The organism is Alkalihalobacillus sp. FSL W8-0930 (assembly GCA_037965595.1).
GTDB lineage: Bacteria > Bacillota > Bacilli > Bacillales > Bacillaceae_D > Alkalicoccobacillus.
The window spans coordinates 2,172,668-2,187,990 of the sequence record CP150183.1 but is presented as its reverse complement, the minus strand read 5'-3'; the positions used below and the strand labels follow the sequence as shown (position 1 = coordinate 2,187,990).

14 protein-coding genes are annotated in these 15,323 nt (G+C 40.2%); all 14 read left to right on the top strand.

The window, feature by feature from the left end:
• Positions 1-76: 76 nt before the first annotated feature.
• The 14 genes from NSQ54_11665 (at position 77) to trmFO (ending at position 15,271) form a co-directional block, all read left to right on the top strand.
• Complete coding sequence (locus NSQ54_11665; GenBank protein ID WYP24986.1) at positions 77-1,999, top strand: PTS sugar transporter subunit IIA; 1,923 nt, start codon at positions 77-79, stop codon at positions 1,997-1,999.
• 30 nt (positions 2,000-2,029) lie between these two features.
• Entirely contained in the window at positions 2,030-2,902 is an 873-nt protein-coding gene (locus tag NSQ54_11660; protein ID WYP24985.1) for an ROK family protein, read from the top strand.
• A gap of 16 nt (positions 2,903-2,918) precedes the next feature.
• Complete coding sequence (gene manA / locus NSQ54_11655) at positions 2,919-3,878, top strand: mannose-6-phosphate isomerase, class I (protein WYP24984.1); 960 nt, start codon at positions 2,919-2,921, stop codon at positions 3,876-3,878.
• Between the two features lie 149 nt (positions 3,879-4,027).
• Positions 4,028-4,585: a signal peptidase I gene (lepB, locus tag NSQ54_11650; GenBank protein WYP24983.1), complete on the top strand. Its 558-nt coding sequence runs from the start codon at positions 4,028-4,030 to the stop codon at positions 4,583-4,585.
• Positions 4,586-4,593: 8 nt separating this feature from the next.
• Positions 4,594-5,460: a ribosome biogenesis GTPase YlqF gene (gene ylqF, locus NSQ54_11645; protein ID WYP24982.1), complete on the top strand. Its 867-nt coding sequence runs from the start codon at positions 4,594-4,596 to the stop codon at positions 5,458-5,460.
• A gap of 71 nt (positions 5,461-5,531) precedes the next feature.
• On the top strand, positions 5,532-6,305 hold the full coding sequence (locus NSQ54_11640; GenBank protein ID WYP24981.1) for a ribonuclease HII: 774 nt from the start codon (positions 5,532-5,534) through the stop codon (positions 6,303-6,305).
• A 26-nt stretch (positions 6,306-6,331) separates the two neighbouring features.
• Positions 6,332-7,891, top strand: a complete 1,560-nt coding sequence (locus tag NSQ54_11635; protein WYP24980.1) for a hypothetical protein — start codon at positions 6,332-6,334, stop codon at positions 7,889-7,891.
• Positions 7,888-8,172 carry an EscU/YscU/HrcU family type III secretion system export apparatus switch protein gene (locus tag NSQ54_11630; protein ID WYP24979.1) on the top strand — a complete coding sequence of 95 codons (285 nt, stop codon included), beginning with the start codon at positions 7,888-7,890 and terminating at the stop codon, positions 8,170-8,172. The genes NSQ54_11635 and NSQ54_11630 overlap by 4 nt, the downstream gene beginning before the upstream one ends.
• Positions 8,173-8,199: 27 nt before the next feature.
• Entirely contained in the window at positions 8,200-8,391 is a 192-nt protein-coding gene (locus NSQ54_11625) for a hypothetical protein (protein ID WYP24978.1), read from the top strand.
• 141 nt (positions 8,392-8,532) lie between these two features.
• The gene (gene sucC, locus NSQ54_11620) at positions 8,533-9,693 is read left to right on the top strand and encodes an ADP-forming succinate--CoA ligase subunit beta (GenBank protein WYP24977.1); all 1,161 of its coding nucleotides are present in this window, start codon (positions 8,533-8,535) and stop codon (positions 9,691-9,693) included.
• Positions 9,694-9,712: 19 nt separating this feature from the next.
• Entirely contained in the window at positions 9,713-10,627 is a 915-nt protein-coding gene (gene sucD, locus NSQ54_11615) for a succinate--CoA ligase subunit alpha (GenBank protein WYP24976.1), read from the top strand.
• A 176-nt stretch (positions 10,628-10,803) separates the two neighbouring features.
• On the top strand, positions 10,804-11,634 hold the full coding sequence (gene dprA, locus NSQ54_11610) for a DNA-processing protein DprA (protein WYP24975.1): 831 nt from the start codon (positions 10,804-10,806) through the stop codon (positions 11,632-11,634).
• A 144-nt stretch (positions 11,635-11,778) separates the two neighbouring features.
• Positions 11,779-13,854 (top strand): type I DNA topoisomerase, encoded by a 2,076-nt coding sequence (topA, locus tag NSQ54_11605; GenBank protein ID WYP24974.1) that lies wholly within the window; start codon positions 11,779-11,781, stop codon positions 13,852-13,854.
• A 109-nt stretch (positions 13,855-13,963) separates the two neighbouring features.
• Positions 13,964-15,271: an FADH(2)-oxidizing methylenetetrahydrofolate--tRNA-(uracil(54)-C(5))-methyltransferase TrmFO gene (gene trmFO, locus NSQ54_11600; GenBank protein ID WYP24973.1), complete on the top strand. Its 1,308-nt coding sequence runs from the start codon at positions 13,964-13,966 to the stop codon at positions 15,269-15,271.
• Positions 15,272-15,323 lie beyond the last annotated feature (52 nt).

Below are 15,323 nucleotides of genomic sequence, written 5' to 3'. Positions count from 1 at the left end.
AGGTATGGTTTAAACGTTGTGAGACGGATCTCTAAGGAAGACAACAAAGATCGTGCATCATGGAGAGGAGAGTCCAATGTTTACTGATCACCGCAAAAACAAACTGTTTACCCTTATAGAAAAAAACGAAGCAACTCTAAGTAGCGAACAAATGGCAGAGTGTCTATCTGTTTCTGACCGTACCATTCGAAAAGAAATTAAGGAAATGAACGAAGTCTGCCGGCAGCATGGTTTTCTTATTAAGAATTTACGTGGCAAAGGGTTTTATTTTGAGGTTACAGAACAAGAGACGTTTCAACATTTTAAACAAGGAACTTCATCATCCCCTTTATACTTTGACATTCATTCAAAGGAAGGTCGAATGAAGCAATGTATTTATAGCTTATTGTATGAAAAGGACTTCATTAGTTTAGAAGAGCTGGCAGAAAGACTTTTTGTCAGCCGGACAACACTGAGCTCTGAGCTGAATGGCGTACGTTCGTATATCCAGAAAAACGAGTTAACCCTGCATTCAAAGGTCGGTAAAGGCATCTTTATAGAAGGAGGAGAAATACAAAAACGCGAGATTCTTTTCTCATTAATTGATAATCATATTGACTATACTCAAATTGAAACGTATTTTGTTTGGAAAAAGCAGAACAAGGATGTAGACAGTCTTCAAAAGAAGCTACCTCCTTTATTTCATAGTGCTCATTTATATTTTTCAGATGAGAATTTAAATAACTTTATTTATTATCTTGTCATTATGGCGGATCGCATGGCGAACCAATTTTATATAGAGACTAGTAATGACCGGCCACACATTTCTTTTGAGTTAAAGCAAGTTATGGATCCACTGGTCACAATAGTAGAGAATCTTTTTTCAATGACATTATCCGAAGCGGAAACTTCTTATCTATTTGTTCAGTTAAAAAGTAAAGTCATTAGTAAGAATGTACCTGATCAATCTTCACAAAGCTTATTAATTGCCTATATTGACGCGTTTTTAAGTAAAATCAATGAAAACTATTATTACGATCTGACAGAAGACGAGCAACTGAAGCATGATTTAAAAAGTCACATCCAATCGATGCTGTACCGCGCGGAAAACAATATTAGAGTTAGGAACCCAATGGAAGAACATATTAAAAAATACTTCCCACTTGCGTACGAAGTAACCTTGTATGCGGTTCGCTCTATTAAAGAAGAGTTTTCCTACGATATCAATTTAGGGGAAGTCGCTTACTTAGCTCTCCATATTGGTGCTTCACTAGAACGCAATTATCAAGTAAAATATGAACGTCATAACTCTTGTTTAATTGTGTGTGGATCAGGGTTTGGAACTGCACGAATGATTGAATCTATTATTAAGCGTGCGATTCCTCATCTATTTATAACTAAGACGATCTCTGCTCAAAAATATCATACGTTATCTTACATTGAGGAAGATGTAGTCATTACTTCTGTGAAAATTGAAGAGAAGAATAAACCGATTTTCAAAATCGAGACACTACCCTCAAAAAAAGAAATGATTGAATTAGATACGAGGATCACTCAAGAGCTAAGTGATACACAAGAACTGTTGTCTAAATATTTTTCATCAGCATTGTTTTTTAAACGATCATTCAAAACCAAGGAAGAAGCCATTCGAGTCCTTACTGAAGCTATGGCAAATGAAAAAGTCATTCTAAATCAAAATGAGTTTACAGAAGCGATCTTTAAACGAGAAGAGCTAGGTTCAACGTTAATTGGTGAGGGTGTTGCTATTCCTCACCCACTTAATTTGCTATCGCTTCGCACTCAAATTGGTATTGCGATTTCAGAAACACCAGTGGAATGGGACAATGGACAGACTACTCGATTAATTTTTTTACTAGCTATTAGTAAAGAAGATTATGAAGAGGCCATGGGCATTTATGATTTTATTGTTGAAATCATTAGAGAAAACCTATCAGATGTCCTTTGCTCAGCTAAAAGCTTTACGGAGTTTATGCTACGGGCAAAGCTGATCTATGAATAAACGAGTTATTTAAAGAGTGGGGGAGAGTTCATGCTAGCAGCAATTGAAGCTGGAGGTACAAAGTTTGTTTGTGCAGTTGGGGATGAGACGGGGAACATCGTTGATAAAGTAACGATTCCAACAACCATTCCATCTGAAACGATGAAAGAAGTCATTGCATTTTTCAAAAAAAATCAAGTGACGGCGATGGGTGTCGGCTCATTTGGCCCGATCGATATTGATCAAAATAGTCCGAGCTACGGTAGCATCACATCTACACCTAAAACCGCTTGGAAGAACTATCCAATCGTGCAAGAACTAAAAAAAGAGTTTCCTATCCCAATCGGCTTTAACACAGATGTTAATGCAGCTGCGCTCGGCGAAGCGATGTTAGGTGCTGCAAAAGGGCTTGATAGCTGCCTGTACATTACAGTAGGAACAGGTATTGGAGCAGGAGCAGTGGTGCAAGGAAACCTGCTTCAAGGCTTGTCACACCCTGAAATGGGACATATTCTTGTACGTAAACACCCTAGTGATTCGTTTGAAGGAGTCTGCCCTTACCATAACGATTGTCTTGAAGGACTAGCAGCAGGCCCAGCCATTGAAAAACGCTGGGGGCAAAAAGGTAGTGAATTAACGAATAAAGAGGAAGTTTGGGAGCTAGAAGGCTATTATCTTGCTCAGGCAATGATGCAATACATCCTCATTCTTTCTCCTAAAAAAATCATTCTTGGCGGTGGAGTCAGTCATCAAGAGGCCGTGTTTAAAGCGATTAGAAAGCATTTACCGGAGATGCTTGCAGAGTATATCGCGCTACCTGAGCTAAAGGATTATATTGTAAGACCAGGACTTGGTGATCAGGCTGGAATAACCGGTGCTTTAATGTTAGCGAAAAGAGCTCAAAACGAGCATACGAACGAATAAAATTTGGAGGATCATTATGACTGTACATGAACCATTATTTTTAAAGCCTGTATTACAAGAGCGAATTTGGGGCGGAACAAAGCTTCAAACAGAATTTGGATACACGATCCCATCAGAGCATACAGGTGAGGCCTGGGTGATCTCAGCTCATCCACATGGCGTAAGTGTCGTAGAAAATGGAACATATGCAGGGAAATCACTAAAGGATTTATGGGAAAACGAAGGGGAAATTTTTAATAAACCAGTCAGCAGTACGGAAGAATATCCACTTTTAATTAAGCTTTTAGATGCTGCCGAGGATTTATCTGTACAAGTTCATCCAAATGATGAGTTTGCAAGAAATGTTGAAGGTGTACCATACGGAAAAACGGAATGCTGGTATGTAGTGAGTGCTGAAGAAGATTCGGAGTTAATACTTGGTCATCATGCACAAAGTGAAGAGGAACTGACTCAATTAATGGAATCAAAAGAATGGGACAAGCTGCTTAGACGAGTGAAGGTGCAAGCAGGAGATTTTGTTCATGTGCCAAGTGGAACCATTCATGCGATTGGTGCAGGTATCGTCATTTTGGAAACGCAACAGAGCTCAGACATTACGTACCGAGTGTACGATTATGAGCGTACGGATGCAAATGGGAACAAACGAGAGTTACACGTGGACCGCTCGATTGAAGTAACGACAGTACCTCATCAAGATGCTACATATACGAAACAAGAGAAAACCGTTCAGGACTTAACAGAAACAAAGCTAGTAGAAGATCCGTATTTTACCGTTTATCATTGGAAGCTCAGTGGTGACGCAACTCTTTCATTAACTGCTAACTTCTTGCAAGTAAGTGTCATTGACGGCGAGGGCTTATTAAAAGTAGAAGATGTGGAATATCCAATTAGGAAAGGGCAACACTTTATCCTTCCGAGTGGAATCACAACATATTCTATACATGGTCAATTGGAATGTATGGTTTCTCATACGTAATAGATCAAGAAGCTAGGCAGTGCCTACGCTTCTTTTTTGTCTAAATTAAATTGGTTTAGACTCGTCATTACTATTCAAAGGGTGAATATGATAAAATAAGACTATTAAGACTGTATACGAAAGTCTAGTGCCCGTTGGAGGTTCTGTCCATGGAAAAAAAACGATCAGAGTCTTGGGAATGGGTAAAAGCCATTGCGATTGCACTCATACTAGCATTTGTGATCCGAACCTTCATGTTTGCATCTGTTGTTGTTGATGGAGAATCCATGCAACCAACGCTTGAGCCGGAAGATAAATTGATTGTCAATAAAATTGGGTTACAGCTGAGTGAACCAGAGCGATTTGATATTATGGTTTTTCATGCTCCTGGAGGAAATGATTATATTAAACGAGTCATTGGGTTGCCAGGAGAAGAGATTGAATATAGGGATGATACCCTTTATGTTAATCAAGAACCTGTTGCTGAACCATTTCTTGATGAGATGAAACAGCATTACGAAGGAGAAATTTTGACTGGTGACTTTACGTTAGAAGAGCTACCGCATTCACTTGGCTCAGTTGTACCGGACGATTCCTACTTTGTAATGGGAGATAATCGTAGACGAAGTAAGGATAGCCGCGACATTGGGGCTATTCATAAAGAAGATATGATTGGTGGAGCGAGTCTTACGTTCTGGCCAATCCGCAATATTAAAATGACTGAGTAGGTGTTTACATGACAATACAATGGTACCCTGGCCACATGGCGAAGGCTCGTCGGGAAGTTACGGAAAAACTAAAATACATTGATGTGGTTATCGAGTTATTAGATGCTCGTGCCCCGCTTTCATCTAGAAACCCGGTGATTGATGAATTAGCAGAAGGAAAACCTCGCTTAATCCTCTTAAATAAAACCGATCTAGCTGATCCTGCTGTGACAAAAGCATGGACTTCATATTTTAAGGGAAATGGAGCCTCTGTTATCTCTATTAACTCACAAAATGGGCAAGGTACGGAACGAATTGAAGCGGCTTGTAAGGAACTTGCTAAGCCATTGTTTGATAAATGGGAATCTAAAGGAATGAAACCACGAGCCATTCGTGTGGTGATACTCGGTATTCCAAACGTTGGAAAATCTACATTAATCAACCGTCTTGCGTCTAAACGAACCGCAAATGTAGGAGACCGTCCGGGTATTACAAAGAAGCAACAATGGATCAAAATTGGCACATCTCTAGAGTTGCTGGACACACCAGGGATTTTATGGCCTAAGTTTGAGGATCAAGGGACTGGCTATCGTTTAGCTGCCACCGGTGCGATCAAAGATGAGCTCCTTGATTTTCAAGACATTGCATTGTTTGTACTGACTTATTTAAAAAAGGAATATCCAACATTAATCCAAGCGCGTTATAAAGTGGACGAGCTGCCTGAGGATAATGTAGAGTTGTTTGATTTAATTGGAGAGAAACGCGGATTCCTTCAAAAGCGTGGATACATTGACTATGATAAGACGGCAGAAACGGTTCTGAGAGAGCTTCGTGCTGGAACAATTGGAGCCGTTACACTTGAAAAACCATCAGACATAGAAGTGAAAACCGTTTAAGGAGAAAGCTCTTTAAGCGGTTTTTCCCTTTACAATATCATAGATAGAGACGATAAAGTGGGAGAGACAGTATGCTAAATGAATCCATATCAAATATAAAAAAACGATTAGAAACGGCACCCCATGCAGAGCTTGAAGAATACCTGGAAATCCTTAAAGAAGACAAGCGTAAGGGAGTTCAACAGATAATTGAACAGGTAAGACGCAAGCAAGAAAAGCATAAGCAAGCTCTTTTACAACACGAAGAAATTCAAGCGTATGAACGCGACCTTTTGCAAAAAGGATATCAGGCTATTGCTGGTATTGATGAGGCTGGACGAGGCCCGATTGCTGGTCCTGTTGTAGCTGCTGCGGTTATTTTACCGAGTGAGCATTCATTAGTTGGCTTAAACGACTCAAAGAAGCTCTCAAAGAAACAGCGGGAGTTTTTCTATGATGAAATCAAAAAACAAGCGATTGCTTATGCAATCCAAGAAATTGACGTGGAGACGATTGATGAGATTAATATTTACCAAGCCTCTAAACGTGCGATGCAGCTTGCGGTTGAACAGCTAGCAACTAAACCTGACTATTTGTTAGTAGACGCCATGCACATTCCATTAGAAATAGAACAGACTTCATTAATCAAAGGCGATCAAAAGAGTTTAAGCATTGCAGCGGCTTCAGTGCTTGCAAAGGTTACTCGAGATCAATTGATGAGTCGCTGGGATCAAACCTATCCAGGGTATGGGTTTAGTGCTCATTCGGGGTATGGGACGCCTACTCATTTAGAAGCAATGAGACAACAAGGAGTTACCCCTATACATAGAAAGTCCTTTCAGCCAGTAAAGGATTTATTGGGGTAAAGATCGTACAAAGGAGAGAAGACGTAATGCTTCAAAGTGTTTCACAAATTGGAAATCTACTTCATAATCGTGAGAGTCTTCTCTCGCTTAAACCGGGTCAGCTATTCTCTGGAAAGATCTTAAAGCATTATCCAGACCAGCTAGCAGCTCTGTCGATTCGAGGGACAACCGTTGTTGCCAAGCTGGAAACGATGGTGAATGCTGGGTCCTCCTATTGGTTCTTAGTAAAAGAAGGCAAAGGCATGCCTAATCTTCAAATAGTTCAACCTGATCATACAGCTTTAAATGCGGAGGCGTTAGGGATGAATGCTTCGAAGCTTGCAACGAGCAAAGAAGGTCAACAACTGCTGCAAGAACTAAAGCTTACTGGTACCCCATTTACAAGAGATCAACTAAAAGATGGGGCGCAGCTATTAAAGGATTCGACTGTAACTCGTCAAGTGGGGTTAGATACCATTCGTACAATAATTCAACAACAGCTTCCGCTAACAAAAGTTGTATTTCAATCATTAGCTACCTTAGCTCAGTCTCCCCAGCTATCGGAGGGCCTAGCTACCCTTGAAACAAAACTTGCAGCCTCTCCAATGAATTCATCATCTCAAGCGATGCAAGCCTTGCTTAATCAAACAAATGGACCAATTACTCAGTCTCCTGTTGATCAGATTCTTAAAACTCTTCTTGATCAAAATGCAAGCCCAGTTACTAAACAAGCAGCGATGACTATTTTAACTAAGCTTCAATGGCCAGGTGCAGCACCAAACGTGTCCGTTGAATCATTCCTTACTAAATGGATGCCACCCGATGTCACACCGGAATCATCACTCATAAAGCAAACGTTGCTCTCTGAAAATGAGCAAGCAACCATACATAGAAACTGGACAAAAATCATACAACAGCCCTCTACTGACATAGAACGTGCACTCATTCAAACAGCTGTAAAAGAAACGGTGTTACCACAAGTGATGATCAATGGGAAACAAACGACATTTGCAAATCAACTTTTTCAACTGGTTCAATTAGTTGGGTATCAGGATGAATCAGCTGCTGTGCACCAACCACCATCTTTTAAAAGTGTACTTGTACAACTAATGGGAGAGAACCAAACAACTGAGATTCGCACTCAAGCAGAGCGAGTTCTTCACAGCATTACAGGTCATCAGATTCAATCGCTGTCACCTGATCCTGCTTTTGTACAAACGATGCTTTCCCTACCAATAACGTTAGGTGAATGGAAGACGGATCTTCTCATTCAATGGCAAGGTAAAAAGCGTGAAGATGCCACACTTGATCCAGAGAACTGTCGTTTACTATTTTTCCTTGAACTTGAGCGTTTAAGAGAGACAATGGTTCAAGTAACCATTCAAAAAAAGATTGTACATGTAACGGTAACAAATCAGCACGATCGCCCAGATGCGTTAGTTGCATTGCTTGAGCCGATGGTTAAACACAGTCTAGAAAAGCTAGACTATCAGTTCACATCTGTTTCATGGAAAAAGTGGCAAGCGGAAACTCAAGAACCTAACAGACCTGCGTTTAAACCAATGCAAGCACAAGCATCATATCAAGGGATGGATATTCGAATATGAATACTGAAAATCAAAAAGCGATTGCGCTTCAATATCATCAAGATCAAATGAAAGCTCCTAAAGTAGTTGCGAAGGGAACGGGGAAAACTGCGACTGAGATGATTGAAATTGCAAAATCCTCACATGTCCCCATTCAAGAAGATGCGGCTCTTGTCGAATTATTAAGCCAGTTGACGATTAATGAAACCATTCCAACGGAGTTATATGAAGTTGTTGCTGAACTTTTTGCTTTTATCTACCGAGTCGATAGGAATCAAGAACCTCAATCTGAGGAAGACTAAAAACCAAACAATTGATGAGGTGATGACGTGAGCAATCAAAAGAGAACAAACACAAACCGCACAAATTCAGAGGAAATGGGAAGTGAATTTGGTCTATTTCCATCCATTCAGGAAACCGATGCCAAAGAAGCGTTGAGTAGACTTTTAACTAAGAAAACAGAATCAAAAGATAAAAAAGAAAAGCAAGAAGAGAAAAAATCGACAAATGCAAAAAAATAATCACCTGTTTTTTCAAATTATTGCGATTTGCTTCCCACAAGCATGAAAAAAATGCTAAGATAGAAGAGAATTTCACCCGGGTTGGGGTGAAAATCTGAAAGGCATGCAAACGCATGCAATCGACAGGAGGCAGGAGAGAGAATGAATATCCATGAGTATCAAGGGAAAGAGCTTCTTCGCCAATATGGCGTAGCAGTTCCGAACGGCAAGGTTGCGTTCTCTGTAGAAGAAGCTGTTTCTGCAGCGAAGGATTTAGGCTCTAGCGTATCTGTTGTGAAAGCACAGATTCATGCAGGTGGCCGTGGTAAGGCTGGTGGAGTGAAGGTCGCCAAGAATCTCGATGAAGTACGTACATACGCAGAAGAGATTTTGGGGAAGGTTCTTGTGACTCATCAAACTGGTCCTGAAGGCAAAGAAGTTAAGCGCTTACTTGTTGAGGAAGGCTGCGACATCAAAAATGAGTACTACATTGGACTTGTTTTAGATCGCGCGACATCAAGCGTTGTTATGATGGCCTCTGAAGAAGGCGGAACAGAAATTGAGGAAGTAGCTGAGGCTACACCTGAAAAAATCTTCAAGGAAGTAATCGATCCGGCTGTAGGTCTTCAAGGCTTCCAAGCTCGTCGTCTTGCTTTTAACATTAATATTCCTAAAGAACTTGTTGGTCAAGCTGTTAAGTTTATGCTTGGTTTATACAAAGTCTTTGTTGAAAAAGATTGCTCCATTGCTGAAATTAACCCGCTTGTTACAACTGGCGACGGGAAAGTAATGGCTCTTGACGCTAAAATGAACTTCGACTCAAATGCTTTATATAGACAAAAAGATGTTCTTGAATTCCGTGATCTAGAAGAAGAGGATGTAAAAGAAATCGAAGCATCTAAACATGATCTAAGCTATATTTCTTTAGATGGAAATATTGGTTGCATGGTTAACGGTGCGGGTCTAGCTATGGCTACAATGGATATCATCAAGCATTACAGTGGTGATCCAGCTAACTTCCTAGATGTAGGTGGTGGCGCTACAGCCGAAAAAGTAACAGAAGCGTTTAAAATCATCCTATCTGATACGAATGTAAAAGGAATCTTTGTTAATATCTTTGGCGGAATCATGAAATGTGATGTAATCGCTGAAGGTGTTATTGCGGCTACTAAAGAAGTTGGCCTTGAAATTCCATTAGTTGTTCGTTTAGAAGGAACAAACGTTGAACTAGGTAAGAAGATTCTTAAAGATTCTGGTTTAAATATCACCGCTGCAGATTCAATGGCTGATGGTGCACAAAAAATCGTAGCTCTAGTGAAATAGAAAGGCGGGACGTGGAGAAATGAGTATCCTCATTAATAAAGATACAAAAGTACTTGTTCAAGGAATTACAGGAGCAACAGGTCTTTTTCATACACAACAAGCCGTTGAATACGGTACAAACATTGTCGGTGGAGTTACACCTGGTAAGGGTGGAACTGAGATTGAAGGCATTCCAGTATTTAATACTGTAGAGGAAGCTGTTCAAGCAACTGGAGCAAATGCTTCAGTGATCTACGTACCACCTGCTTTTGCAGCAGATGCGATTATGGAAGCAGCGGACGCAGGCATTGAGCTAGCGATTTGTATCACAGAAGGCATTCCAGTACTTGATATGGTAGATGTAAGACGCTATCTAGAAGGAAAGAATACTCGCTTGATCGGACCGAACTGCCCTGGTGTTATTACACCTGAAGAATGTAAGATCGGTATTATGCCAGGATACATTCACAAAAAAGGTCATGTAGGTGTTGTTTCAAGATCTGGTACATTAACATATGAAGCGGTTCACCAACTATCTACTGCAGGTATTGGTCAATCTTCAGCTGTAGGAATCGGTGGAGATCCTGTAAATGGAACAGACTTTATCGATACTCTTAAACTATTTAATGAAGACCCAGATACGTATGCTGTCATCATGATTGGTGAAATCGGCGGAACAGCTGAAGAAGAAGCGGCTGAATGGGTGAAGGCAAACATGACTAAACCTGTAGTCGGCTTTATCGGCGGGAAAACAGCTCCTCCAGGAAAGCGTATGGGCCATGCTGGTGCGATCATTTCTGGTGGTAAGGGTACAGCTTCTGAGAAGATCAAAACTCTTGAAAGCTGCGGAATCAAAGTAGCTGCAACACCATCTGATATGGGTGATACACTCGTTGCTGCACTTAAGGAAAACAACTTACTTGAAGCGTGTACAACACACGAAGCAACGAAGTAATTGTAGAACAATCGAATAAGAAATTGACCGAATAGGGGTATGAGAAAAGAACGTTCATCTGTTTAATTCTCGCTCCCTATCGGTCTATTTTACTATCTATCTTTTTAATAGGAAGGAAGGGATGTACACTGTCTGATTTTAGAACCCGAGTGATCCATATTCACAGCTGCAGAGGGATGACTTGGTCTAAGCTCTCTCAACTAATTTTGAAAGATCCTTCGCTTACTCGCATTTTCTCTATGTCTCTCACGCAACTATCCTCTTTGTTTTATCCGACTCTTCCAAGTCCACAAGCTTTTTATCAAGATCTTCATCGACATTCTCCAGAAGACACGCTTCATCTATATTCTAAGGATCACATACAGGCTATCAGTTATGTAGACCCTGAGTATCCGATACAATTAAAGCAAATCTATGACCCGCCTTGGGTGATCTTAGTCAAAGGGAACATTCAACTGTTACGTACGGCAAAAACATTGGGTGTAGTCGGAACAAGACAACCTACAGAGCTTGGAATCAAAAGTATTCAAACGTTGTTTCCAGAACTCATTGAAAATAATTTTACAATCGTTAGTGGAATGGCTAAAGGAATCGATCGGCTTGCTCATATTGAAGCAATCAAACAAAATGGTAAAACGATTGCGGTTATGGGATCTGGGTTTCAGTACATTTACCCGAAAGAAAATCTGGCACTTTATGAACATCTTGTGACAGAGCATGTGGTTATAACCGAATATCCCCCTTCAACACCTCCCCAAAAGTGGCAGTTTCCAGCACGAAATCGACTGATAAGCGGATTATCAAGAGGCTTACTTGTGATTGAAGCAGCCCAGCGTAGTGGGTCGTTAATAAGTGCAGATCAAGCACTTGAACAAGGAAGAAATGTATTTGCCACTCCCGGCCCCCTTTTTTCTCCTTTATCTATAGGCACCAATTTCTTAATTCAACAAGGAGCAAAGTTAGTATTAACGGCAGAAGATATTATCGAAGAATATGAAGTAGATTAAACAAAAAAAAGAAAAAATAAGGGTTGAAATAAACCGCAATATTGGCAAAAAAAACCTTGAAACCTTTTTCTTATGTTTGACAAATAGCAAATGTGTGTTTAATAATGAGGGAGATTTCATTTATAGACGAGAGGGAGTGGCTATATGGCCGATTATTTAGTAATCGTGGAATCTCCCGCCAAAGCAAAGACCATTGGTAAGTACTTAGGAAAAAAGTATATCGTTAAAGCGTCAATGGGACATGTAAGGGATTTACCAAAAAGTCAAATGGGTGTTGATGTATCCAATGACTTTGAACCAAGGTATATTACGATTCGTGGAAAAGGACCCGTTTTAAAAGATTTAAAGACAGCAGCAAAAAAAGTAAAAAAAGTTTATCTCGCAGCTGACCCCGACAGAGAAGGGGAAGCCATTGCCTGGCATTTGGCTCATAGCTTAGATATAGATGAACATTCTGAATGTCGTGTCGTTTTTAATGAAATTACCAAACAAGCGATAAAAGATGCATTTAAGACACCTCGACCAATAAACATGGACTTAGTAGATGCTCAGCAAGCACGTCGCATCCTCGATCGACTTGTTGGTTATAACATTAGCCCATTACTATGGAAGAAAGTGAAAAAAGGATTAAGTGCGGGAAGAGTTCAATCCGTCGCTGTAAAAATGATCATTGATCGTGAGAAAGAAATTCAAGCGTTTAAACCTGAAGAATACTGGAGTATTCCCGGTACATTTCTTTTAAACAAAGATGAGTTTGAAGCGAAGTTTTACGGAGTGGATGGAAAGAAAAAGGAACTTGGATCGGAACAAGAAGTAAAAGAAGTTCTCGCTCGACTTAAAGGAAAAAACTACGATGTTGATTCCGTTAAGAAAAAGGAACGTAAGCGAAACCCAGTTGCTCCTTTCACAACTTCTTCTTTGCAACAAGAGGCAGCAAGAAAGCTGAACTTTAGAGCAAAGAAAACGATGATGATTGCCCAACAGTTATATGAAGGAATTGACTTAGGCAAGCAGGGTACAGTCGGTTTAATTACGTACATGCGTACAGATTCAACACGTATTTCTGACACAGCTAAAGAAGAAACAAAGACGTATATTGAGACAACATACGGGAAAGAGTACGTAGCTCAAGGTGCACGTAGTGTAAAGAAAGACCAGAAAACTCAAGATGCGCATGAAGCGATTCGACCGACATCTGTTAATTATGACCCTAAAGAAATGAAAGCTTACTTATCTCGAGATCAATTAAGACTATATAAATTAATCTGGGAGCGGCTGGTATCTAGTCAAATGGCTCCAGCGATCATGGATACAATGACTGTAGATCTTAATAACAATGGTGTGTTATTTAGAGCGACTGGTTCTAAGGTGAAATTTCCAGGCTTCATGAAGGTTTATATTGAAGGGAACGACGATGGTAAGAAGGAAGAAGACAAGCTGTTACCTAACCTTGAGGAAGGTCAGACGGTTAAGCAAAAAGATCTTGATCCGACTCAGCACTTTACACAGCCACCACCACGTTATACTGAGGCAAGACTTGTAAAAACGATGGAAGAGCTAGGTATAGGCCGACCTTCAACGTATGCTCCTACCTTAGATACAATCCAACGACGTGGGTATGTAGCGCTTAGTGAAAAACGATTTATACCAACCGAACTTGGTGATATCGTCTTAGAGTTAATCGTAGAATTCTTCCCTGAAATTTTAGATGTGAAATTCACAGCTAAAATGGAAACAGATCTTGACTCCATTGAAGATGGAAAAGATCAATGGATTAAGGTTATTGACAGCTTTTATCAAGGGTTTGAGAAACGATTAAGTGTTGCCGAGGAACAGATGAAGGAAGTTGAAATCAAAGACGAACCAGCAGGCGAAACGTGTGAAAAATGCGGTTCAGAAATGGTTTATAAAATGGGGCGTTATGGGAAATTTATGGCGTGTTCCAATTTTCCAGACTGCCGCAATACAAAGGCGATTGTGAAAGACATTGGCGTGAAGTGTCCAACCTGTAAAGAGGGCAATATTGTTGAACGTAAAAGTAAGAAACGTCGAATCTTTTATGGCTGCGATCGCTATCCTGAATGTGAATTCGTTTCATGGGATAAACCGATCTCACGACCATGTCCAAAATGTAGTTCCTTACTCGTTGAAAAGAAATTGAAAAAAGGTGTTCAAGTGCAATGCGTTTCATGTGATTATTCTGAAAAAGATACTAACTAAATGAAGAGAATAGGGCTGTCTGAATCAAAAAAATGATTTATGCTGGACAGTCCTGTTTGGTACGTGTACTATTCTATAAGCAAGCTAGATAAGAAAGGTGAATGGTAAGATGGAACAACCAGTAATTACGGTTATCGGCGCAGGTTTAGCTGGCAGTGAAGCTGCTTGGCAAATAGCTAAAGAAGGAATACAAGTCCACTTATACGAAATGAGACCAGTGAAACAAACACCGGCTCATCATACAGATAAATTTGCAGAATTGGTTTGTAGTAACTCATTACGAGGAAACTCCTTAACAAATGCTGTTGGCGTTCTAAAAGAAGAAATGAGACGACTTGACTCTGTAATCATTGCATCAGCAGATGGAGCTGCCGTTCCAGCTGGTGGAGCTCTTGCTGTTGATAGACATGATTTTGCAGATGCGGTCACACAAAAAGTACGTAATCACCCAAATATTACAGTATTTAATGAAGAAATAGATTCGATTCCTGATGGACCGACTATTATCGCAACGGGTCCACTCACTTCAGAAGGCTTGTCTAAAAGCCTGCGTGAATTAACGGGGGAAGAATCGTTATACTTCTATGATGCAGCAGCACCGATCATCGATGCAGAAACCATTGATCGCGACAAGGTATATTTAAAAAGTCGTTATGACAAAGGTGAAGCGGCTTACCTTAATTGCCCGATGAACGAAGAGGAATTTAATACATTTTATGAAGCATTAATCTCAGCGGAAACTGTTCCTTTAAAAGAATTCGAAAAAGAGATCTTCTTTGAAGGGTGTATGCCAATTGAAGTGTTGGCGGCTCGCGGTCCAAAGACGATGTTATTTGGTCCAATGAAGCCAGTTGGTTTAGATGATCCTAAGACAGGGAAACGTCCTTATGCAGTTGTTCAATTAAGACAAGACAACTCATCAGGTACATTGTTTAATATGGTAGGCTTCCAAACCCACCTAAAATGGGGACCGCAAAAAGAAGTCTTTCGCTTAATTCCAGGTTTAGAGCAGGCTGACTTTGTTCGTTATGGTGTTATGCATCGTAATACGTTCTTAAATTCACCAAAACTATTGAACCGCACGTATCAATTTAAGGCGAGAGAAGATCTATTTTTCGCTGGTCAAATTACGGGTGTTGAAGGTTATGTAGAATCTGCTGCTGCAGGAATGATTGCAGGTATTAATGCAGCACGCCTTGTAAAAGGACAAGAACTACTTGTGTTTCCTGAGGAAACCATTCTTGGCGCGATGGCTGAATACATTACAACAGAAGCGAAGAAAAACTTCCAGCCAATTAACGCGAACTTTGGTTTGTTAAAGCCACTTGAAGAACGAATCAAGTCAAAAAAAGAACGCTATGAACAGCTTGCTGAGCGAGCATTAGGTACAATTCAGAATTTTATGAAAGAAATGTGAATAGCGTTGTTTTTGATTGTGCTGCGTGATAAAATTTAGAAGCTTAGAAGAG